The following is a 22,566-nucleotide window of genomic DNA, read 5'->3' as shown; positions in this document are numbered from 1 at the left end:
CATGCCCTGGCTTGTGATGGGCGCGCTGCTGGGGCTCGCCCTGCTCAGTGCGTTGCTGACCTGGGCTGCGCGGGGCTATGCACTGCGCCAGCAGTTGATGGACCAGCCGGGCGAGCGTCGCAGCCATAGCGTTGCCACCCCGCGCGGTGGCGGCATCGCCATCGTCATCAGCCTGCTGGTGACCGCCGGCGTGGCCATCTGGGCCTGGCCCGAAAGCACGCCGACGGTGCTGGTGGCCAGCCTTGGGCTGGTGCTGGTGGCCGGTATCGGCTGGTGGGACGACCACAAGCCCCTGCCGGCGATGCGTCGCCTGCTGGTGCATTTCATCGCCGCAGCGCTGTTGGCCGGCCTGGTCAAGGTGAATGGTGGCAGCTGGCTGTTGGCGGTGCTGGTGCTGCTGTTCACCGCGTCGCTGATCAACATCTGGAACTTCATGGACGGCATCAATGGCATCGCCGCCAGCCAGGCCGTTGTGGCGATGCTGGGGCTGGCGCCGGTACTGCCGTGGCCCTATTCACTGGCCGCCGTGGCGCTGGGCCTGGCCTGCCTTGGATTCCTGCCGTTCAACTTCCCTCGCGCCCGGATCTTCATGGGCGATGTTGGAAGCGGCGCGCTGGGGTATGCGGTCGCAGTGGTGCTGGCGATCGCCAGCGTGCGTACCGATATCAACTGGATCCTGCTGCTGGTACCGGTTTCGCCGTTCCTCGTGGACGCGGGCTTCACACTGCTGGCGCGCATCATTTCCGGACAACGCTGGATGGAACCCCATACCCAGCATGTCTACCAGCGCGCGGTGCAGGCAGGAGCCAGTCACCCGCAGGTGACAGGGATGTACTTTGCTTTGGGTCTGTTCAGTATTACAGTGTTCAATGTCTGCTCCAATTTGCAGCCGAGGTGGGAGGCTGTCGTGGCGATCGCGTGGTTCATCGCGCTGAGCGTCCTCTGGCTCCTCCTGCGCAATGGAATGCGCCACCGACAAGGAATTACCTGAATTATGGCTTCACCCTGGCGGGACAGAATCCTCGGCCTGATGCCGCGTTCGGCCATCGTCTGCCACGACCTCTTCATGGTCTGGGCATGCTGGCAGCTGCTCCATGCAGGGCGTTACTCGATCCTGCCCAACGCCCCGGCGCTGCCCCTGTGGAACGTCGATACCACCCTGGTCCTGCTGCTGCAGGGCCTGGTGTTCTGGCGCGTGGGCCTGTACCGCGGCCTGTGGCGGTTTGCCAGCGTCAGCGACCTGCTGAACATCTTCAAGGCCAGCTTCATCGGCATGGTGGCCATCATCCTGGTGCTGATGTGGAAGCGCTTCGACGGCGTACCCATGTCGGTGCTGGTGATCTACCCGTTCGCGCTGTCGGCACTGCTCGGCGCGCCGCGCCTGCTGTACCGCGCCTGGAAGGACTACCAGGCACTGCAGTCCGATTCTAGCGCCCGCCGCGTGCTGATCCTCGGCGCCGGCCAGGCGGCCGAGACCCTGGTGCGCGACCTGCGCCGCTCCGGCAACTTCGAGCCGGTCGGCCTGCTCGACGATGCACCGCACCTGCGGGGCGCCAAGCTGCAGGGCCTGCCGATCCTGGGCACGCTGGATGACGCGCCGACGGTGGTCCGCGAGACCGCTGCCAAGCTGCTGGTCATTGCCATGCCGTCGCTGGACGCCGCAGGCATGCAGCGCGTCGTCGCGATCTGCGAAAGCACCGGCGTGCCGTTCCGTACCGTGCCCAAGCTCAGTGACATCCTGCAGGGCCAGTCGCTGCCGGGCCAGCTGAAGGAAGTGGCGATCGAGGACCTGCTGGGGCGCAAGCCGATCATGCCGGACTGGAACCTGATCCGCGGCTGGTTGGGTGGGCGCACCGTGATGGTTACCGGCGCCGGTGGTTCGATCGGCTCGGAGCTGTGCCGCCAGTGCGCGCGGCATGGTGCCGGTCGCATCATCCTGCTGGAGATCAGCGAGCTGCTGCTGCTGACCATCGAGGGCGAGCTGCGTCGCAGCTTCCCCGATGTCGAGATCGAGGCGGTGCTGGGCGACTGCGGTGACCCGGCGGTGATCCGCCACGCGCTGTCGCTGCACCCCGTCGATACCGCTTTCCATGCGGCCGCCTACAAGCATGTACCGGTGCTGGAACGCCAGCTGCGTGAAGCAGTGCGCAACAACATCCTGGCGACCGAGAACGTCGCGCGCGCCTGCCTGGAAGCCCGCGTGGAGCATTTCGTGTTCATCTCCACCGACAAGGCGGTCGACCCGGTCAATGCGCTGGGCGCGAGCAAGCGCTACGCCGAGATGATCTGCCAGAGCCTGGACCAGAAGTCCACGCATACCCGTTTTGTCACGGTGCGCTTCGGCAACGTGCTGGCGTCGGCCGGCAGCGTGGTGCCGCTGTTCCGCGAGCAGATCCTGCGCGGTGGCCCGGTCACGGTCACCGACCCGGAAGTCAGCCGCTACTTCATGACCATTCCCGAGGCCTGCCAGCTGATCCTGCAGGCGGCCGCATCGGCGTCGCATGGTGCGATCTATACCCTCGACATGGGCGAGCCGGTGCCGATCCGCGTGCTCGCCGAACAGATGATCCGCCTGACCGGCAAGCAGCCGTACAAGGACATCCAGATCATCTATACCGGCCTGCGTCCGGGCGAGAAGCTGCACGAGACGCTGTTCTATTCGGACGAAGATTACCGCTCCACCGCGCACCCGAAGATTCTTGAAGCCGGCGTGCGTACGTTCTCGCGCGACCTGGTGCTGGGCAACGTTCCGCGCCTGCGCGAGGCGATTGCCAGCTACGACACCGCCCGCATCCAGGAAATCCTGTTTGCGACGATGCCGGAATTCTCGCCAATCGAACAGGATGCTTACATTTCATCCGCTAAAGTCGTGCCTTTTCCGGCACGTGAGGCCAACAGGCACCAATGAGCAAGCGAATTCGCAAAGCAGTTTTCCCGGTGGCAGGATTGGGGACGCGTTTTTTGCCAGCAACCAAGACTGTGCCGAAGGAGATGCTGCCGATCATTGATCGGCCGCTGATCCAGTACGCGGTGGATGAGGCGATCGAAGCCGGCTGTGACACGCTGGTGTTCATCACCAACCGCTACAAGCACGCCGTTGCCGACTATTTCGACAAGGCGTACGAGCTGGAGCAGAAGCTTGAGCGCGCTGGCAAGCAGGAGCAGCTGGAACTGATCCGGCACGTGCTCCCCAATGGTGTGCGCGCGATCTTCGTGACCCAGGCCGAGGCGCTGGGCCTCGGGCACGCGGTGCTGTGTGCCAGGTCGGTGATCGGTGACGAGCCGTTTGCCGTACTGCTGCCCGACGACCTGATCTGGAACCGCGGTGCGGGCGCGCTGAAGCAGATGGCCGACCTCAACGAAGCCAGTGGCGCCAGCGTGATCGCGGTTGAAGACGTGCCGCACGATAAGACCGCCAGTTACGGCATCGTCGCCACCGACGCGTTCGATGGCCGCAAGGGCCGTATTTCGCAGATCGTCGAGAAGCCGAAGCCGGAGGACGCGCCGAGCGATCTGGCGGTGGTGGGCCGTTACGTGCTCAGCCCGAAGATCTTCGAGCTGCTGGAACAGACCCAGACCGGTGCCGGCGGCGAGATCCAGCTGACCGATGCGATTGCCGAGCTGCTGAAGACTGAAGAAGTCGATGCCTATCGTTTCGAGGGCACCCGCTTCGACTGCGGCACGCACCTGGGTCTGGTGGAGGCGACGATCCGCTTCGCGCTGGACAACACGAAGCTGGCTGGCCCGGCGCGGGAGAAGCTGGCGGCGATGCTGGCGGAATAAGGGTTTTATCAAGCGCTCCGTGCGGCGCCTTGATTGATACGTGGGGGAGGGGGCGGATGGCCCTCTCCAAAACACGCCAAAGCCCTTCCATGGTGCTCGATGGCGCCATCCATGGCGCCAACGGTTTTGGAGAGGGCCATCCGCCCCCTCTCGACAGTTTCCGTGTGGCGCGGACGGGAAGGGCGGAATCAAAGGCAGAAGCAAAAGCAAAAAGGCAGCCACTGGCTGCCTTTTTTCGTGGGTTGGGGTCAGATCCCTTTGCGCAGCAAAGGGATCTGACCCCAACCTTTGACCCTGCCTTTGCTCATCCCTCCGCCGCGGGGAGGCTGGAAGGGCCGGGTTGGCAGGGCTGCCCGGGACCGTTGGCGCCATGGATGGCGCCATCGAGCCCCCATGGAAGGGTTCACGGCGTGTCCCGGGCAGCCCTGCCAACCCGACCCACGCCATGAAGCCCAACGAGGCAACGCCTTGAACCTTACAGCGCCTCGAAAATACCCGCCGCACCCATGCCGGTGCCGATGCACATCGTCACCATGCCGTACTTCTGCTGGCGACGACGCAGGCCGTGCAGCAGGGTTGCGGTACGGATCGCGCCGGTCGCACCCAGCGGGTGGCCCAGGGCAATCGCGCCGCCCAGCGGGTTGACCTTGGCCGGGTCCAGGCCGCAGTCACGGATCACCGCCAGCGACTGCGCGGCGAAGGCTTCGTTGAGCTCGATCCAGTCCAACTGGTCCTGGGTCAGGCCGGCCTGCTTCAGTGCCTTCGGGATCGCGGCGATCGGGCCGATGCCCATCACTTCCGGGCGCACGCCGGCCACCGAGAAGCTGACGAAACGGGCCAGCGGGGTCAGGCCGTAATCCTTGATCGCCTGCTCCGAGGCCAGCAGCACGGCGCCGGCGCCGTCGCTCATCTGCGACGAGTTGCCGGCGGTGACGGTGCCGCCGAACTGGCCGTTGCGGAACACCGGGCGCAGCTTGGCCAGGCCTTCGGCCGAGGAGTCCGGGCGGGGGCCTTCGTCGGTGTCGGCGATCTTGTTGCGGGTGATGATGCGCTGGCCGTCGGCCAGGTCCGGCAGGTGCGAGACGATCTCGTACGGGCTGATCTCGTCCTTGAACTCGCCGTTCTGGATCGCGGCCATGGCCTTCTGGTGCGAGGCCAGGGCAAAGGCGTCCTGGTCTTCGCGCGAGACCTTCCACTCTTCGGCGACCTTCTCGGCGGTGATGCCCATGCCGTAGGCGATGGCAACGTGGTCGTTGTCGAACACGCTCGGCGCCATGGCGATCTTGTTGCCCATCATCGGCACCATCGACATCGACTCGGTGCCGCCGGCCAGCATCAGGTCGGCGTTGCCCAGGCGGATCGCGTCGGCGGCCTGCGCCACGGCCTGCAGGCCGGAGGAGCAGAAGCGGTTCACGGTCTGTGCGGCGATGGTGTTCGGCAGGCCGGCCAGCAGCACGCCGATGCGGGCCACGTTCATGCCCTGCTCGGCTTCCGGCATGGCGCAACCGATGATGGCGTCATCGATGCGGTTGACGTCCACGCCCGGGGCTTGGGCGACGACGCTGCGCAGCACGTGCGCAAGCATGTCGTCGGGGCGGGTGTTGCGGAACATGCCCTTGGGCGCCTTGCCAACCGGGGTACGGGTGGCGGCGACGATGTAGGCGTCCTGGATTTGCTTGGTCATTGCAGTGATCTCTTGAATTTTTTAGCCGGAGTGCCGACCAACGGTCGGCACCCACCGGAAGCAGGGATGGGCGATCAGTTACGCAGCGGCTTGCCGGTCTTCAGCATGTGCGCGATGCGGGCCTGGGTCTTTTCCTGCTGGGCCAGTTCGACGAAGTGCTTGCGCTCCAGGGTCAGCAGCCACTCTTCGTCGACCAGGGTGCCGCGGTCGACCTTGCCACCGCACAGCACGGTAGCGATGCGCTCGGCGATCTCGTAGTCGTACGGGCTGATGAAGCGGCCTTCCAGCATGTTGACCAGCATCATCTTGAAGGTGGCGATACCCACGTCACCGGCCACCTGGATGCGGCGTGCCGGCAGCGGCGGGCGGTAACCCGCTTCGGCCAGGGCGCGTGCTTCGGCCTTGGCGATGTGCAGGGCCTCGTAGCTGTTGAACACCACCTTGTCGGTGCTGCGCAGCAGGCCCAGTTCCTTGGCGTTGACCGCCGAGTTGGACACCTTGGCCATCGCCACGGTCTCGAAGGTCTTCTTCAGTTCGGCGAACACGTCGCCGCCCGGGCCCGCAGCCTGCGAGGCGCGCACGGCCAGTTCCTTCAGGCCACCACCGGCCGGCAGCAGGCCGACGCCGGCCTCGACCAGGCCGATGTAGCTTTCCAGGAAGGCCACGGTCTTGGCGCTGTGCATCTGGAACTCGCAGCCGCCACCCAGGGCCAGGCCGCGCACGGCAGCCACCACTGGCACCAGCGAGTACTTGATGCGCTGGCTGGTGCGCTGGAAGTTGGCAACCATTTCTTCGAACTGGTCGACCTTGCCGGCCTGCAGCAGGCCGAGGGCACCGGCCAGGTCGGCACCGGCGGAGAAGGGTTCCTTCTGCTGCCAGATCACCAGGCCCTGGAAGTCCTTCTCGGCGCGGCTCACGCATTCCTGCAGGCCGTCCAGCACCTGGTCGGACACGGTGTTCATCTTGGTCTTGAAGCTGACCACGGCGATGCCATCACCGTCGTGCCACATGCGCAGGCCATCGTTCTCGAACACGGTCTCGCCCGGCGCGAACGTCTCGCCCAGCAGCGGATCGGGGAAGCGCTGGCGCTGGTACACCGGCAGCGACGAGCGCGGCAGCTTGGCGTTGCGCGACGGGCTGTAGCTGCCTTCGGCGGCATGCACGCCATCGCGGCCATCGAACACCCAATCCGGCAACGGGGCATTGCTCATGCTCTTGCCGGCGACGATGTCATCGGCGATCCACTGCGCCACCTGCTTCCAGCCGGCGGCCTGCCAGGTTTCGAACGGGCCCAGCGACCAGCCGTAGCCCCAGCGGATGGCCAGGTCGACGTCGCGCGCGGTCTCGGCAATGTCGGCCAGGTGGTAGGCGCTGTAGTGGAACAGGTCGCGGAAGGTCGCCCACAGGAACTGCGCCTGCGGGTGCTGGCTCTCGCGCAGCTTGGCGAACTTCTCGGCCGGGTTCCTGATCTTCAGGATCTCGACCACTTCCGGCGCGGCAGCGCGATCGGCCGGACGGTAGTCCTGCTTCTCCAGGTCCAGCACCACAATGTCCTTGCCGACCTTGCGGAAGATGCCGGCACCGGTCTTCTGGCCCAGCGCGCCCTTGGAAATCAGCGCGTCCAGCCACTTCGGCGACTTGAAGAATTCATGCCACGGGTCATTCGGCAGGGTGTCGCCCATGGTCTTGATGACGTGGGCCATGGTGTCCAGGCCGACCACGTCGGAGGTGCGGTAGGTGGCCGACTTCGGGCGACCGACCAGCGGACCGGTCAGGCCGTCCACTTCATCGAAGCCCAGGCCGAACTGCTGGGTGTGGTGGATGGTGGACAGGATCGAGAACACGCCGATGCGGTTGCCGATGAAGTTCGGGGTGTCCTTGGCGTACACCACGCCCTTGCCCAGGGTGGTGACCAGGAACTCTTCCAGGCCTTCCAGCACGGCGGCGTCGGTGGTGGTGGCCGGGATCAGCTCGGCCAGGTGCATGTAGCGCGGCGGGTTGAAGAAGTGCACGCCGCAGAAGCGGTGGCGCAGCTGCTCGGGCAGCACGTCGGCCAGCTTGTTGATGCCCAGGCCCGAGGTGTTGGAGGCCAGCACCGCGTGGTCGGCCACGAACGGCGCGATCTTCTTGTACAGGTCCTGCTTCCAGTCCATGCGCTCGGCGATGGCCTCGATGATCAGGTCGCAGTCCTTCAGCTGCTCCAGGCCGGACTCGTAGTTGGCCGGAGTGATGGCTTCGGCCAGCGACTTGCTGGCCAGCGGTGCCGGGCTCAGTTTGCCCAGGTTGGCGATCGCCTTCAGCACGATGCCGTCGGCCGGACCCTCCTTGGCGGGCAGGTCGAACAGCACGGTGTCGACGCCAGCGTTGGTGAGGTGGGCAGCGATCTGGGCACCCATGACGCCGGCACCCAGCACGGCGGCGCGGCGGACTAGCAGGGAATTGGACATGGTGTAGGGCCTTTGTTGGTCAGCAGTTACTGGGTGGAATCAAAGGGAAGCGGGCAGGGCGCTGGCGCGAGCGGCGGCGCGGAACCCGGCTTCGGCGAAATGGATCAGTTCGTGGGCGGCATGGGCACGATGCGCCGCTTCAGTGACACCGGCGGGACGCTTGATCAGCCCGAAGTCGGCCATGGCATAGGTGAGCGAGCCGGCCAGGAAATCCAGGCGCCAGTACAGCTCTTCCTTGCTCAGGTCGGGTACGCACTCGCCGATGGCCTTGCCGAACGCACGCAGCACGTGGCCGTAATGGTCGGACAGGAACTTGCGCAGGTTGTCGTTCTTCTCGGCGTAGGCGCGGGCGATCACGCGCACGAAGGCACCGCCGTTCTGGCGGTCCTGGGCCAGCGCCAATGCCGGCTCGACGAAGGCGGCCAGCACCGGGCGCAGCTGCCCGGGGTGTTCGCTGCGGGCGCGTTCGAGCTGCGACAGGCGGGCGCCGGTCATCTCGTCCATGCGGCGGCGGAACACCTCGTTGACCAGGTTCTCCTTGGAGCCGAAGTGGTAGTTGACCGCTGCGATGTTGACGTCGGCCTGGCTGGTCACCTGGCGCAGCGAAGTGCCGGCGAAGCCGTGCTGTGCGAACAGCTCCTCGGCCGCGCCGAGAATGCGGTCCTTGGTCGAGAAGTGGGCGGGTTTGGCCATCGGCGGGCGGACCTTAATCAAACGATTGTTTGATACTAGGACCAGACGGTAGCGTATGGCATTTTGCAGTGCAGCAAAATCGGCCGGTCCGGTCAGATTTCACTCAGGTGGGTGAATGGGGTAGGGGTCGGATCCCCGCAGGGGCTCCGACCCCGACACTGGGCCCGGAATGGGGTCAGTGCCCCTGCGGGGATCCGACCCCTGCAGTGAGGGTTTGCCGGCCGGCGACCGGCACTACCATGCCGCCGCTTTATCTTTTACAATTCGCCCACGTTTATCAGGCTAAGCCCGCGTCCCGACGCGGGTTTTTTTCATGTTACCCTTCGGGCCATCAGCGGCCCGATTCCATTGGAGACATCCCATGGCGCTGGAGCGCACCCTTTCGATCATCAAGCCGGACGCCGTTGCCAAGAACGTCATCGGCGAAATCTACGCCCGCTTCGAGAAGGCCGGCCTGAAGGTCGTGGCCGCCAAGTACAAGCAGCTGTCGCGCCGTGAAGCCGAAGGCTTCTACGCCGTGCACCGCGAGCGTCCGTTCTTCAACGCGCTGGTCGAATTCATGATCTCCGGCCCGGTGATGATCCAGGCCCTGGAAGGCGAGAACGCCGTCCTGGCCCACCGCGACCTGCTGGGCGCCACCAACCCGAAGGAAGCCGCGCCGGGCACCATCCGCGCCGACTTCGCCGAATCCATCGATGCCAACGCCGCCCACGGCTCGGACTCGGTCGAGAATGCCGCGATTGAAATCGCCTACTTCTTCGCCGCCACCGAAGTCGTTTCGCGCTGAGAGTAATGCCGTGAACGAGGTCGTACAGTCCCCCGCCATCCAGCCGCTGCCGAAGTCGGCACCCACGGCTGGCAAGCAGAACCTGCTCGACCTCGATCGCGCGGGCCTGGAGAAGTTCTTCGTCGAGGTTCTCGGCGAAAAGAAGTTCCGTGCCCACCAGGTGATGAAGTGGATCCACCATCGCTACGTCACCGATTTCGATGAAATGACCGACCTCGGCAAGGTCCTGCGCGCCAAGCTGCAGGCCCATGCCGAGGTGCTGGTTCCGAACATCGTGTTCGACAAGCCCTCCGCCGACGGCACCCACAAGTGGCTGCTGGCGATGGGCGTGGATGGCAAGAACGCCATCGAGACCGTGTACATCCCGGACAAGACCCGCGGCACGCTGTGCGTGTCCTCGCAGGTCGGTTGCGGCCTGAACTGCACGTTCTGCTCCACCGCCACCCAGGGCTTCAACCGCAACCTGACCACCGCCGAGATCATCGGCCAGGTGTGGGTTGCCGCGCGCCACCTGGGCAACGTGCCGCACCAGATGCGCCGCCTCACCAACGTGGTGATGATGGGCATGGGCGAGCCGCTGATGAATTTCGACAACGTCGTGCGCGCCATGAGCGTGATGCGCGACGATCTGGGCTACGGCCTGGCCAACAAACGCGTGACCCTGTCGACCTCCGGCCTGGTGCCGCAGATCGACCGCTTGTCCGCCGAGAGCGACGTGTCGCTGGCAGTGTCGCTGCATGCGCCGAACGATGCGCTGCGCGAGACCCTGGTGCCGCTCAACAAGAAGTACCCGATCGCCGAGCTGATGGCCTCATGCGCACGCTACCTGCGCGCCAACAAGCGCCGCGAATCGGTCACCTTCGAATACACCCTGATGAAGGGCATCAACGACAAGCCCGAGCATGCCCGCGAATTGGCCCGCCTGATGCGCCAGTTCGACAACGCGGTGCAGGCCAAGGATTCGGGCAAGGTCAACCTGATTCCCTTCAATCCGTTCCCGGGCACCCGCTACGAGCGTTCGGAAGAAGCGCACATCCGCGCCTTCCAGAAGATCCTGCTCGACAGCAACGTGCTGACCATGGTCCGCCGCACCCGTGGCGACGACATCGACGCCGCTTGTGGCCAGCTCAAGGGCCAGGTGATGGACCGCACCCGCCGCCAGGCGGAGTTCAACAAGACGCTGCAGGCGGGGAAGGGGAGCGATGCCGCGGCCTGACCGCCTCTGGCTGGCGCTTCTCGCAGGCGTGCTGGCCGTTGCGGTCGGCGGCTGCAAATCCCATCCCAAGGCCAAGCTCGGTCCGAGCCAGGCGCCGGTCTATTCGGTGGGTGACCCGGAAAGCGTGCGGCGCGAAGTGCGCTGGCGCGACCTGTTGACGCTGGCGACCCGCGACATGCAGGTCGGCAATCTCGATGCCGCCGAGCGCAAGGTGCGCGAAGCACTGAAGCTGGCGCCCGAGGCGCCCGAGGCGCCCGACGCGCTGGTGCTCCAGGCCGGCATCGATGACCGTCGTGGCCGCACCCGCCAGGCCGGTGAGAACTTCCGCAAGGCCGCCGAACTGGCGCCGCAGCGCGGCGACGTGCTCAACAACTACGGTGCCTGGCTGTGCCAGCAGGGCCAGCCGGCCGAATCGCTGGTCTGGTTCGACCGCGCGTTGCAGGCGCCGGGCTATGCCACCCCGGGCGAAGCCCAGGCCAATGCCGGCAGCTGCGCACTGGATGCGGGCCAGCTTGAACGTGCCGAACGCGACCTGCGTGCGGCGCTCGTGGCGGCCCCGGCCAACCCGGTCGCGCTGGAGTCGATGGCCCAGCTGAGCTACCGCCAGGGCCGCTACATGGAGGCCCGGGCCTTCGCCGAACGTAGGATTGCGGCTGCACCCGCAACGCGTTCCGTGTTACAACTTGCGTCTCAAATCGAAGTGAAGCTGGGCGATCGGGCGGCATCTGATCGTTATCTGCAGCGGATTCGACAGGAATTTCCGCAGGACGCGGGCTCCTAACTCCAGGGTTGATGCATTGTGATTGATGACCAGACTGTGAGCGCTCTCGAGACTGCGGCCGGCTGCGGCACCCGCCTGCGCCAGGCCCGCGAAGCGGCCGGACTGACCCTCGAAGATGTCGGCTCGCGCCTGCGCATGCCGGTCCAGGTGGTCAAGTCGCTGGAAGAGGAACAATGGCAGAAGCTGGGGGCGCCGGTGTTCGTGCGTGGCCAGCTGCGCAGCTATGCGCGCCTGCTCGACGTGGATGTCGGCCAGCTGCTGGAACAGGCCCAGGTCGGCCCGGTGGTTCCGCCCACCCTGGTCAGCCATACCCATACCCCGCGTGCGCGCCGCATCGCCGAGAACCTCGGCCGGCGCGTGCTGTATGTCGGCATCACCGCCGTGCTGGCGGTGCCGGTGTGGTTCGCCACCCGTGGCCACTTCGACGGCAGCGCGACCCCGTCGCCGAGCACCGCCTCGCTGGATGTGATCCCGGCCGCCGTGCCGGTCACCCCGTCCACGGCCGGTGCCGAGGCTGTTGCGCCGGCCGAAGCGGCCACTGCCCCGGCCAGCAAGCCCGCGGCCACCCCGTACGTGGCCTCGCTGGCCCCGGTGCCGCGCCCGGCGCCGGCTCCGGCGGCTGCCGGCAACGCGCTGGAAATGCAGTTCAGCGGCGACAGCTGGGTCGACATCGGCGGCCCGGACGGCAGCACCGTCGAGAAGGCGCTGATCAGGTCCGGCGAGACCCGCAGCTTCACGCCGGGCCAGGTGACCCGGGTGACCCTGGGCAACGCCTCGGCGGTCCAGGTTCAGCAGAACGGCGCTATCCTCGATCTGACCCCCTACCAGCGAGCCAACGTGGCACGCTTTCAGGTATCCTCTGAAGGCTCCGTTGTCCCGGTTTCGCACTGAGGCGCGGTTTCACCACCTTCGATAATCCCAATGGTCCCTCCCGACGGGTGGGGCGAGAGTACGCATGGCGATCGACGATCTGCTCGACGAGCACGAACAAAGTGAACGCGTCCGCAGCTGGCTGCGGAAGAATGGCGCCAGCATCCTCGGTGGCGTAGTCATCGCCATCGGTGCCATTGCTGGCTGGCAGTGGTACCAGAAGGATCAGGGCGGCAAGCTGGCCTCGGCCAATGTCGAGTACCAGAAGGCCCTGCAGGGCCTGCAGCAGAACAAGCTTGACGACGCCGCCAAGGCGGTCAAGGCGCTCGAAGCCGGCCCGTCCAGCATCTACGGCGACCTCGCGGCGCTGCAGCTGGCCAAGGCCCAGGTCGACGCCGGCAAGAATGAAGAGGCACTGGCAACCCTGCGCAATGTGAAGGTCGAAGGTGACCTGCAGCGCGTGGTCGACCAGCGTGTGGCCCGCCTGCTGGTGGCCACCGGCAAGAGCGACGAGGCCATCAAGCTGCTGGGCAGCGCGACCGACAGCAGCAGCCTGGAAATCCATGGCGATGCGCTGATGGCGCAGGGCAAGCGTGATGAGGCCCGTGCACAGTACGAGAAGGCGCTGAAGACGCTGGACGTGGCAGCGCCGCAGCGGCGCCTGCTGGAAACCAAGGTTATGGACGCCGGCGGCACCGTCGCCGCCCCTGCGGAGTCGGTTTGATGAGTCAGAAGGTCATGATCACCCGCGTCGCCACCGTGCTCCTGATGGGCATGGCCCTGACCGGCTGCAGCACCATGAAGGGCTGGTTCGCCGGCAAGGACGCGGCCGCGAAGAAGGCACAGGAACCGGCTGAGCTGGTCAAGTTCGAGCCGACCGTGAAGGTCAGCAAGGCCTGGTCGGTCAACCTCGGCAAGGGCGAGCGCCGCATCGGCGTGCGCCAGGGCCCGGCAGTGGCCAACGGCCACGTGTTCGCTGCGGCGATCACCGGTGGCGTGCACGCCATCGACCTGCAGACCGGCAAGAAGGTCTGGACCTGGGAGCCGAAGAAGGAAAAGAAGAAGGCGAAGCTGCGCCTGTCCGGCGGCCCGGGTGTCGGTGAGAACCTGGTCGTGATCGGCACGCTGGATGGCCAGGTCATCGCGCTGGATATCAACGATGGCAGCGAGAAGTGGCGCGCCCGTGTTCCGGGTGAAGTCATCGCCGCGCCGGCCGTGGCCCAGGGCATGGTCTACGTGCGCAGCAACGACGGCCGCGTTACCGGCTTCGATGCCGGCAACGGCACCCAGAAGTGGTTCAACCCGAGCGAGCTGCCGGCGCTGACCGTGCGTGGCAACGCGCCGGTGGTGACCGGCCCGGGCGTGCTGTTCATCGGCAAGGACGAGGGCGCGGTTGCGGCCCTGGCCCAGCAGGATGGCCGCACGCTGTGGGAACAGAACCTCGGCAACGGCGAAGGCCGCACCGAGCTGGAGCGTATGGCCGACGTCGACGGCGCTCCGGTGCTGGAGGGCAACACCCTCTACGTGAGCAGCTTCAAGAACCAGACCATGGCCATCGAAGGCCCGACCGGTCGCCCGCTGTGGGCGCGCGACCATGGCGGTGCCGGTGGCGTGGCGGTGTCGTCGGGCAATGTGTTCGTCACCGACAACAAGGGCGGCGTGTTCGGCCTGGACAAGGCTAGCGGCGCGGCCATGTGGTCGCAGACCGCGCTGGCCCGTCGTTCGCTGACCGGCCCGGCGCTGCACGGCGACTACGTGGTGGTCGGCGACTACAAGGGATACGTGCACTGGTTGCAGGCGTCCGATGGTGCGATGGCGGCACGGGCAAAAAGTGGCGGCGACGCCCTGCTGGCCCAGCCGGTCGTCGCAGACGGGGTGCTGCTGGTGCAGAACGTTGATGGCAAGCTGACCGCCTTCCGGTTGGCAAATTAAAAATTGGAGTAATCGCGATGCTGCCTTTGGTCGCCCTGGTTGGACGGCCGAATGTCGGCAAGTCGACTATTTTCAATGCGCTTACCCGCACCCGTGACGCGCTGGTCCATGACCAGCCCGGCGTCACCCGCGACCGCAACTACGGTGTCTGCCGGCTGGACGAGGACAATCATTTCCTCGTCGTCGACACCGGCGGTATCGCGGAAGAGGAAGAGGGTCTGGCAGGGGCTACCACCCGCCAGGCCCGCGCCGCTGCGGCGGAAGCCGACCTGATCCTGTTCGTGGTCGACGCCCGTGAGGGTACCTCGGCGATGGACGACGAGATCCTGGCCTGGCTGCGCAAGCTGTCGCGCCCGACGCTGCTGTTGATCAACAAGATCGACGGCACCGACGAGGACACCGTGCGTTCGGAGTTCGCCCGTTACGGCTTCGGCGAGATGCTGACCGTGTCGGCCGCGCATCGCCAGGGCCTGGACGACCTGCTGGACGAAGTGATCCAGCGCCTGCCGGAAGAAGGCAGCGGCGAAGAGCTGGACAACGATCCGAACCGCATCCGCATCGCCTTCGTCGGCCGCCCGAACGTGGGCAAGTCGACCCTGGTCAACCGCATCCTCGGCGAGGAGCGCATGATCGCCTCCGACGTGCCGGGCACCACCCGCGACTCGATCGCGGTGGACCTGGAGCGTGATGGCCGCGAGTACCGCCTGATCGATACCGCCGGCCTGCGCCGTCGGTCGCGCGTGGACGAGGTCGTCGAGAAGTTCTCGGTGGTCAAGACCATGCAGTCGATCGAGCAGTGCCAGGTGGCCGTGCTGATGCTCGACGCCACCGAAGGCGTGACCGACCAGGACGCCACCGTGCTCGGTGCCGTGCTCGATGCCGGCCGCGCGCTGGTGATCGCCATCAACAAGTGGGATGGCCTGACCGAGTACCAGCGCGAGCAGGCCGAAACCATGCTGTCGCTGAAGCTGGGCTTCGTGCCGTGGGCCGAGTCCGTGCGCATATCGGCCAAGCATGGTTCGGGCCTGCGTGAGCTGTTCCGCGCGGTGCACCGCGCGCACGAATCGGCGAACAAGACCTTCACCACCAGCGAAGTGAACAAGGCGCTGGAAGTGGCCTACGAGACCAACCCGCCGCCGACCATCCGCGGCCACGTCTCCAAGCTGCGCTACGTGCACCCGGCCGGTTCCAACCCGCCGACCTTCATCGTGCACGGCACCCGCCTGAAGGAGCTGCAGGAGTCGTACAAGCGCTACCTGGAGAACTTCTTCCGCAAGCGCTTCAAACTGATAGGCACGCCGGTGAGCTTCATCTTCCGCGAGGGTACCAACCCGTACGAGGGCAAGAAGAACGTCCTCACCGAGCGGCAGGTCAAGGCCAAGCGGCGCTTGATGAAGCACGTCAAGGGCAAGTGATTCACGAGAAGGCGGCCGCAGGGCCGCCTTTTTCGTTGCGGCGAACCGGTCTGTAGAGCCGAGCCCATGCTCGGCTGCTTTTCGCGGATTGACGAGGCGCGCTGCGTGCGTCAGCCGAGCATGGGCTCGGCTCTACAGATCTCGATCTGGGCGACCGCCGCGACGTGCGCGGCAATGTGGCAAGGCGCATGGGATGCTGCGGGGTGCGGCCATCATCGATTCCGGCAGCCGCGCCTGCCCCGTGATGCTTGCCCAGACCAGGGTGGTACCCAATGCTCCTGCCAGGTACGCCACCGACACCGCCCCGGTCACCAGGCCTGCGGCATGCTCCAGCCACGGAAGCAATCGACAATACCTCCGTGCCCAGCGCAGATGGCTGCCGAGCCATGCCATCAGCAGGCCGAGCGACAGCGCGACGCCGCTCAGGCCAGCCACGTAAGCGGCCTTGGTGCCAGTGTCGGCAACGAGGCCGGTAAGCAGGGCAGCCGCCGCAAACTGCAGCATCCAGTTGCTGCTGCTGGCGAGCGCCAGCAGGCACCCAGCTTCGGCGTGCGGCCAACGGGAGCGGGCGCTCAGGCCCCAGGGCATCTGCAGGGAAAGCGGAGAGAAGCTGGTCAGGCCGGCGTCGCGCAGGCACATGCCCGCCAGGCGCAGCAGCAGGAGGCAGCCCGCGCACTGCATCGCCAGCGTCCACAGGCCGCGGTTTCCCAGCATGTCCGCCGCAACGAAGGCCGTGGCGCAGATGACGCCGGTACCGATGGCGATACCGAATGATGCGGCCATGGCGGCGTGCCCGCCCGCGCCCATCGCGGTGCGCAGGATCTTCGCGTGATTCGACGCAGGCAGGAGCATGGCGAAGCCGTACAGCACCGCGACGATGAAGAACTGCTGCACGTAAACCTGCCACTGACCTACAGGAAGTGCAGAGTGTGGGCGGGTGTGAATGCGCGGTATTGAACGCCATTGCGACAGGCGCGAATCGCCGGCATCAGCCCACCCACAGCGACACGACGATCCATAACGCCAGTGCAATCATCAGGAGCCCTGCGGCCCGCTCCAGCCAGGGCAGGGCACGTGCGAACCGACCCAGCACCCATGAGTGGCCGACCAGCGCGGCTACCAGCAGATCCCATAGCAGGACGATGCCGAACATCCATGCGCCATAGAAGAACTTCGTTGCGGTGCTGGCCTGCGGACCGTTGAGCATTGCCGCCAACGTTGCGTAGAACAGCGCATTCTTCGGGTTCAGCAGCGCAGACAGGGCGCCCAGTCCTGCCGCCTTCCACCATCCGTGGGCACCACCCGCTCGCGATTCGTCCGCAGCTTCAGATGCCTGCAACGTCGTCGAACCCGCATGGCGCAGGAACAGCGTGCCGAGGTACAGCAGGAACCCGCAGCCCGCCAACTGCACCGCAATGAACCCTGCGCTGCCTGCGCGAAGCATGGCCGTTCCGGTAAAAGCGGCCACGATGAAGACGCCATTGCCGAGGGCGATGCCTGCGCAGGCGCCACTGGCGGTGCGCCAGCCCGAGGTGATCGCGGTGCGTGCAACGAGGAAGAAGTCGGGGCCGGGCGAGAGCAGGGCGAGAAAATGTACGGTGGCGATGACCAGGAACTGTTCCATCGGGTCCGGCGGCGGCTGGCTGGGGCGCCAGTCTGGGGATGCGCCGCGCGATGGTATTGAACGTTATTGCAGGCTCAGCGCCGGTACTGGCCCGGGGTAGCACCAGCGTGGGCCTTGAAGACCCGCTGGAAATGGCTCTGATCGGCAAAGCCCAGCGCATGTGCGACCACGGCCAGCGCCTGCCCTTCGCACAGCCGCCGGCGGGCCTCCTGGATGCGCTGGTCGATCTGCCAGGCGTGTGGCGTCAGGCCCGTGGCACGTCGGAAGGCACGGATCAGCTGGTAGCGGCTCATGCCTGCCAGCGATGCCAGCTCCTGCAGGGCCGGGGTGTGTTCGAGCCGCTGGCGCAGAACGTCCATCACCGGCTGCAAGCGCTGCTGTAACGCGGCATCTTCAACCGGGCCGGCGACGGCTATACCATCGTGTTCATCCAGATCGCCGACGAACGCGATCAGGGCCGCTTCCTTGACGCTGACCGGATCGTCGGAGAAGAGCGTCTCGTTGAGCTGGCAGTACTGCTGGTAGCGCGGGCGGTGGTTGGAAATCCGGATCGGCTCCTGCTGCCAGTCGGGTTCGGGCAGGTCGTCATACTCGGCGCGAACCTCGGCCATCCAACGCGGGTCCAGATGTAGCATCTGGTAGCTCCAGACCTGGCCGGGCAGGGGGTTGCAGGCGTGCACGCGGCCTGCAGGTACGCCGACCAGGTTGCCGGGCTGCAGCAGGCGCGGCCCTTCCGCGGCGCCGGTGAACAGGCTGCTGCCGGCGTCGACGGCGCCTATCGAGAAGGTGTCATGGCTGTGCGGGCGATGGCAGGCGCGGCTGTCGCACGCCCGTCGGCTTTCGACGAAGGGCATGCGCGGGTCACGCCAGAATTCGGTGGCAGAGCGCATGCAGAGGTTCCGGGATGCAGGGGCAACGCCCGCATGGTGCCATGTTCGGGGCAGGGCGCGTCGAGGGTGTCTGCGCGATAATGCGGCCATGAGCATCCAAGAGCTTTCCCCCGCGCAGGCACGCGAGCGCCTGGCCCATGGCGCGGTGCTGATCGATGTGCGCGAGGCGCACGAACGGGCCGGCGGCATGGCCGAGGGCGCGCGCGGCGTGGCCAAGGGCGAGCTGCAGGCCGACCCGGCCGCGCATCTGCCAAAGCACGACCAGGAAATCCTGTTGATCTGCCAGAGTGGCAAGCGCTCGGCCGATGCCGCGCAGTTCCTGCGGGAGACCGGCTACACCCACGTCGCTTCCGTGACCGGCGGCACCGTGGCCTGGCGCGAGCAGTCGCTGCCGCTGGTGCAGCCGCTGGCCAGCGCCGCCGACCGCGACTTCTACGATCGCTATTCGCGCCACCTGCTGCTGCCACAGGTGGGCGAGGCCGGCCAGCGCCGGCTGCAGCAATCACGCGTGCTGGTGCTGGGCGCGGGTGGGCTGGGCGCGCCGGCGGGCTTCTACCTGGCCGCCGCCGGGGTAGGGCACCTGCGCTTCGCCGACCATGATCGGGTGGAGCGCAGCAACCTGCACCGCCAGATCGTGCATACCGAAGCCAGCGTCGGCCAGTTCAAGGTCGATTCGGCGCGCGAGCGGCTGCTGGCGCTGAACCCGTCGATCGACGTCGAGGCGGTGCCTGAGTGGGTCACTTCCGAGAACGTGGATGCGCTGCTGGAGGGCGTGGACGTGGTGCTGGATGGGTCGGACAACTTCCCGCTGCGCTACCTGCTCAACGACGCCTGCATCAAGCACACCACGCCGCTGGTGTATGCCGCCATCGAGCGCTTTGACGGCCAGGTAAGCGTGTTTGACGCTGGCCGCCAGCGCGGCGTGGCGCCGTGCTACCGCTGCCTGTTCCCGGAGCCACCGCCGCCGGAGTTCGCGCCGAACTGTTCCGAGGCCGGTGTGCTGGGCGTGCTGCCCGGCCTGGCGGGCGTGCTGCAGGCCACCGAGGTGCTGAAGCTGCTGCTGGGTATCGGTGAGCCGCTGGTCGGCCGCCTGCTGCGCTTCGACGCGCTGGGCATGCGCTTCCGTGAGACCGGCATCCGGCCGGACCCGCATTGCCCGGTGTGCGCGCCGGGCGTGCCGTTCCCGGGATATATCGATTACGCCGCGTTCTGCCGGGGTGGGTGAGGCTGGCCGGGGCGTCATCCGCGCATGGCGTGGATCTACTGTAGAGCCGAGCCCGTGCTCGGCTGCTTCTGGCCTCGGCACGAAGAGCAGCCGAGCGTGGGCTCGGCTCTACAGGTTGTGGTTGTGCCAACCAAGGTTGGCACCCACCGACGCGGATGCATGGTTTCGGGATGATGCTGGGGGTCACTCCCGGTATCGTTCCATCTCCAAGACAATCCGGCGCAACATGCGTGCTATTGCCGTCATCGGCATTGCTCTATTGTTGAACGCGATTCTGGATCTTGGGGAACACACCGCATGGCGGTAGAAGCAGCGACCAGCGAGCTGGTCAAGGTCGTCGCCCTGTTGGGCGCGGCGGTGGTGATGGTGCCTTTGTTCCGTCGGGCCGGCCTGGGCTCGGTGCTGGGCTACTTCGCCGCCGGCCTGGCGATCGGGCCGTTCGGGCTGGGCTGGTTCTCCGACCCGCAGGCCATCCTGCATACCGCCGAACTCGGCGTGGTGATGTTCCTGTTCGTGATCGGCCTGGAAATGCGGCCCTCGCACCTGTGGAGCCTGCGCAAGGAGATCTTTGGGCTGGGCACGCTGCAGATCGTCACCTGTGCGCTGGTGCTGACCAGCATCGCCAAGCTGTTCGGCCTGCCGTGGCAGGTGGCCTTCATCGGTGCCACCGGCTTTGTGCTGACCTCCACCGCAGTGGTGATGCAGTTGCTGGCCGAGCGCGGCGACATCGCGCTGCCGTCGGGGCAGAAGATTGTTTCGATCCTGCTGTTCGAAGACCTGCTGATCGTGCCGCTGCTGGCGCTGGTGGCGTGGATGGGCCCGAGCGCGGGCAGTGCCGACGGCGAGGGCTCGCGCTGGCTGTCGGTGGCGATCGGCGTGGGCGCCATCGTCGGCCTGGTGCTGGTCGGCCGCTTCCTGCTCAATCCGTTGTTCCGCGTGCTGGCCGAATCGAAGGCGCGCGAGGTGATGACCGCCGCCGCGCTGCTGGTGGTGCTGGGTGCGGCGCTGCTGATGCAGCTGTCCGGCCTGTCGATGGCGATGGGCGCGTTCCTGGCCGGCGTGCTGCTGAGCGAGTCGACCTTCCGTCACCAGATCGAAGCGGACATCGAGCCATTCCGCGGCATCCTGCTCGGCCTGTTCTTCCTCAGCGTGGGCATGGCGCTGGACCTGGGCGTGGTGGCTGGCAACTGGCAGCTGATCCTCGGCTTGGTGCTGGCGCTGATGGTGGCCAAGGCGCTGTGCATCTACGTGGTGGCGCGCATCATGGGCAGCGACCACGCGCAGGCGCTGGATCGCGGCGTGCTGATGGCGCAGGGCGGCGAGTTCGCCTTCGTGCTGTTCTCCGCTGCCGCCTCAGCCGGCGTGATCAACCTGGAGATCAATGCCAACTTCACCGCCGTGGTGGTGTTGTCGATGGCGCTGACCCCGCTGGTGGTGCTGGTCTACAAGCGCATCGCGCCGAAGCCGACGGTGAACATGGACGGCGTGGACGAGGCCGAGGGCCTGTCCGGTAGTGTGCTGCTGATCGGCTTCGGCCGCTTCGGCCAGGTCGCCAGCCAGTCGCTGCTGGCGCGCGACGTGGACGTGACCATCATCGACAACGACGTGGAGATGATCCAGAGCGCCGCGCGTTTCGGTTTCAAGATCTACTACGGCGACGGTACGCGACTGGACGTGCTGCATGCCTCGGGCGCGGCCACCGCGCGTGCGATTGCGGTGTGCGTGGACAAGGCCGAGGCCGCCGACCGCATCGTCGAACTGGTGTCGCACGAGTTCCCGCAGGCCAAGCTGATGGTGCGCTCGTTCGACCGCGAACATTCGCTGCGGCTGATCCATGCCGGCGTCGATTTCCAGATCCGCGAGACGTTTGAATCGGCGGTGTTGTTCGGCCAGGCCGCTCTGGTGGAACTGGGTGCGGATGAAGACGACGCGGTGGAGATTGCCGAGCAGATCCGTCGCCGCGATGCCGAGCGTTTCGAGCTGGAGATTGCCGGTGGTGGTTTGAATGCCGGCGCCAAGATGGTGTTCGGCAATTCAGGCCAGGGCGTGCCGACGCCGACGCCGTTCACCGCGCCGAAGCGGGCAAGCAAGACGTTGAACCCGCAGGACGTGCCGGAAGAGGAAGAATAACGTTTGCGGGTCAGATCCCTTTCCAGCGGAAAGGGATCTGACCCCGCTACGTCGTGCTGGGGTCAGAGCCCTTTGCCTGTGGCAAAGGGATCCGACCCCGTCAGGACCCCATCCTGCGGTGGGCGAGGGGGCCTGAATCAGGGACAATAGCGTCCCCGCCGCCCCACGCCTGCTCCCGATGACCGATTCCGCCCCCCAGCATCCTGCCCGCATCCTTGACGGCCGCCGCATCGCCGAGGACCTGCTCGACAGCCTGAAGGTGCGCGTCGACGCCCGCGTGGCCGCCGGCGGCAGCCGTCCGGGCCTGGCCGTGGTGCTGGTCGGTGGCGACCCGGCCTCGACCGTGTACGTGCGCAACAAGCGCCGTGCCGCCGAGAAGGTCGGCATCGAAGCGCATGACTACGACCTGCCGGCCGGTACCACCGAAGCCGAGCTGCTCGACCTGATCGACCAGCTCAACGCCGATCCGAAGATCAACGGCATCCTGATCCAGCTGCCGCTGCCGGGCATCCCCGATGCGCGCCGGCTGATCCAGCGCATCGACCCGCGCAAGGACGTGGACGGCTTCCACCCGGAAAACGTCGGCCACCTGGCCCTGCGCGAGTTCGGCCTGCGCCCGTGCACCCCGCGCGGCATCACCACGCTGCTGGGCCACACCGACCAGCCGGTGCGCGGCCGCAACGCCACCATCGTGGGCGTGAGCAACCATGTGGGCCGGCCGATGGGCCTGGAGCTGCTGATTGCCGGCTGCACCGTGACCAGCTGCCACAAGTTCACCCCCAAGGACGTACTGGAACAGGCCGTGCGCAACGCCGACATCCTGGTGGTGGCGGTGGGTCGCCCGGGCATCGTGCCGGGCGAATGGGTGAAGCCGGGCGCGGTGGTGATCGACGTGGGTATCAACCGGTTGGACGACGGCCGGCTGGTGGGCGATGTTGGGTTTGAGGCCGCTGCCCAGCGGGCGAGCTGGATCACCCCGGTGCCGGGCGGCGTGGGCCCGATGACCGTGGCCACGTTGATGCAGAACACGCTGGAAGCGGCGGAAGCGCTGAGCTGACCTTTTGGGGTGGGGGCAACCGTTGGCCTGCT

19 protein-coding genes are annotated in these 22,566 nt (G+C 66.7%); 13 read left to right on the top strand and 6 right to left on the bottom strand.

What is annotated here, in order from left to right; all coding sequences use genetic code 11:
- The first annotated feature begins 1 nt into the window (after position 1).
- From J3A72_RS15320 to galU, 3 genes are read left to right on the top strand one after another with little or no spacing between them, the layout of a single operon-like run.
- Positions 2-991, top strand: a complete 990-nt coding sequence (locus tag J3A72_RS15320; protein WP_046430191.1) for a glycosyltransferase family 4 protein — start codon at positions 2-4, stop codon at positions 989-991.
- Between the two features lie 3 nt (positions 992-994).
- On the top strand, positions 995-2,908 hold the full coding sequence (locus tag J3A72_RS15315) for a nucleoside-diphosphate sugar epimerase/dehydratase (RefSeq protein ID WP_014646852.1): 1,914 nt from the start codon (positions 995-997) through the stop codon (positions 2,906-2,908).
- Positions 2,905-3,783, top strand: a complete 879-nt coding sequence (galU, locus tag J3A72_RS15310) for a UTP--glucose-1-phosphate uridylyltransferase GalU (protein ID WP_075076759.1) — start codon at positions 2,905-2,907, stop codon at positions 3,781-3,783. Before J3A72_RS15315 ends, galU begins: the two co-directional genes overlap by 4 nt.
- Positions 3,784-4,258: 475 nt before the next feature.
- Here galU and J3A72_RS15305 read toward each other — a convergent pair whose 3' ends face one another.
- The 3 genes from J3A72_RS15305 to J3A72_RS15295 form a co-directional block, all read right to left on the bottom strand.
- Positions 4,259-5,467, bottom strand: a complete 1,209-nt coding sequence (locus J3A72_RS15305) for an acetyl-CoA C-acyltransferase (RefSeq protein ID WP_019661304.1) — start codon at positions 5,465-5,467, stop codon at positions 4,259-4,261.
- 74 nt (positions 5,468-5,541) lie between these two features.
- Positions 5,542-7,914: a 3-hydroxyacyl-CoA dehydrogenase/enoyl-CoA hydratase family protein gene (locus J3A72_RS15300; RefSeq protein WP_049440713.1), complete on the bottom strand. Its 2,373-nt coding sequence runs from the start codon at positions 7,912-7,914 to the stop codon at positions 5,542-5,544.
- Positions 7,915-7,953: 39 nt separating this feature from the next.
- On the bottom strand, positions 7,954-8,607 hold the full coding sequence (locus J3A72_RS15295; RefSeq protein ID WP_014646856.1) for a TetR family transcriptional regulator: 654 nt from the start codon (positions 8,605-8,607) through the stop codon (positions 7,954-7,956).
- 361 nt (positions 8,608-8,968) lie between these two features.
- On the opposite strand from J3A72_RS15295, the gene ndk reads away from it, so the two are divergent.
- From ndk to der, 7 genes are all read left to right on the top strand, one after another.
- Positions 8,969-9,394, top strand: coding sequence for a nucleoside-diphosphate kinase (gene ndk / locus J3A72_RS15290; RefSeq protein ID WP_005409295.1), 426 nt, complete (start codon positions 8,969-8,971; stop codon positions 9,392-9,394).
- Between the two features lie 10 nt (positions 9,395-9,404).
- On the top strand, positions 9,405-10,610 hold the full coding sequence (gene rlmN / locus J3A72_RS15285; protein WP_005409296.1) for a 23S rRNA (adenine(2503)-C(2))-methyltransferase RlmN: 1,206 nt from the start codon (positions 9,405-9,407) through the stop codon (positions 10,608-10,610).
- Positions 10,597-11,391 (top strand): type IV pilus biogenesis/stability protein PilW, encoded by a 795-nt coding sequence (pilW, locus tag J3A72_RS15280; protein WP_075076760.1) that lies wholly within the window; start codon positions 10,597-10,599, stop codon positions 11,389-11,391. Before rlmN ends, pilW begins: the two co-directional genes overlap by 14 nt.
- An 18-nt stretch (positions 11,392-11,409) precedes the next feature.
- Entirely contained in the window at positions 11,410-12,282 is an 873-nt protein-coding gene (locus J3A72_RS15275) for a RodZ domain-containing protein (RefSeq protein WP_075076761.1), read from the top strand.
- A 64-nt stretch (positions 12,283-12,346) separates the two neighbouring features.
- Entirely contained in the window at positions 12,347-12,985 is a 639-nt protein-coding gene (locus J3A72_RS15270; RefSeq protein ID WP_014646859.1) for a tetratricopeptide repeat protein, read from the top strand.
- A complete protein-coding gene (gene bamB, locus J3A72_RS15265; RefSeq protein ID WP_046430197.1) occupies positions 12,985-14,193 on the top strand; it encodes an outer membrane protein assembly factor BamB in 1,209 nt (402 codons plus the stop codon). The genes J3A72_RS15270 and bamB overlap by 1 nt, the downstream gene beginning before the upstream one ends.
- A 17-nt stretch (positions 14,194-14,210) precedes the next feature.
- Positions 14,211-15,608: a ribosome biogenesis GTPase Der gene (gene der, locus J3A72_RS15260; RefSeq protein ID WP_014646861.1), complete on the top strand. Its 1,398-nt coding sequence runs from the start codon at positions 14,211-14,213 to the stop codon at positions 15,606-15,608.
- A 132-nt stretch (positions 15,609-15,740) separates the two neighbouring features.
- On the opposite strand, the gene J3A72_RS15255 is transcribed toward der, so the two are convergent.
- The 3 genes from J3A72_RS15255 to J3A72_RS15245 all read right to left on the bottom strand — a co-directional run bounded on the left by J3A72_RS15255 (position 15,741) and on the right by J3A72_RS15245 (position 18,122).
- On the bottom strand, positions 15,741-16,502 hold the full coding sequence (locus J3A72_RS15255; protein WP_075076762.1) for a lysine transporter LysE: 762 nt from the start codon (positions 16,500-16,502) through the stop codon (positions 15,741-15,743).
- Between the two features lie 94 nt (positions 16,503-16,596).
- A complete protein-coding gene (locus J3A72_RS15250) occupies positions 16,597-17,232 on the bottom strand; it encodes a LysE family translocator (protein ID WP_075076763.1) in 636 nt (211 codons plus the stop codon).
- 74 nt (positions 17,233-17,306) lie between these two features.
- On the bottom strand, positions 17,307-18,122 hold the full coding sequence (locus J3A72_RS15245; RefSeq protein WP_075076764.1) for an AraC family transcriptional regulator: 816 nt from the start codon (positions 18,120-18,122) through the stop codon (positions 17,307-17,309).
- An 88-nt stretch (positions 18,123-18,210) separates the two neighbouring features.
- On the opposite strand from J3A72_RS15245, the gene moeB reads away from it, so the two are divergent.
- The 3 genes from moeB (at position 18,211) to folD (ending at position 22,534) form a co-directional block, all read left to right on the top strand.
- Positions 18,211-19,347, top strand: a complete 1,137-nt coding sequence (gene moeB / locus J3A72_RS15240; protein WP_075076765.1) for a molybdopterin-synthase adenylyltransferase MoeB — start codon at positions 18,211-18,213, stop codon at positions 19,345-19,347.
- A gap of 297 nt (positions 19,348-19,644) precedes the next feature.
- Entirely contained in the window at positions 19,645-21,477 is a 1,833-nt protein-coding gene (locus J3A72_RS15235; RefSeq protein WP_046430199.1) for a monovalent cation:proton antiporter-2 (CPA2) family protein, read from the top strand.
- Between the two features lie 178 nt (positions 21,478-21,655).
- Positions 21,656-22,534 carry a bifunctional methylenetetrahydrofolate dehydrogenase/methenyltetrahydrofolate cyclohydrolase FolD gene (gene folD, locus J3A72_RS15230; RefSeq protein ID WP_049402332.1) on the top strand — a complete coding sequence of 293 codons (879 nt, stop codon included), beginning with the start codon at positions 21,656-21,658 and terminating at the stop codon, positions 22,532-22,534.
- Positions 22,535-22,566 lie beyond the last annotated feature (32 nt).

Source organism: Stenotrophomonas sp. PvP093, assembly GCF_017876915.1.
Taxonomy (GTDB): domain Bacteria; phylum Pseudomonadota; class Gammaproteobacteria; order Xanthomonadales; family Xanthomonadaceae; genus Stenotrophomonas; species Stenotrophomonas muris.
The sequence above is the reverse complement of the archived record's forward strand: the minus strand, read 5'-3'. Positions and strand labels throughout refer to the sequence as shown.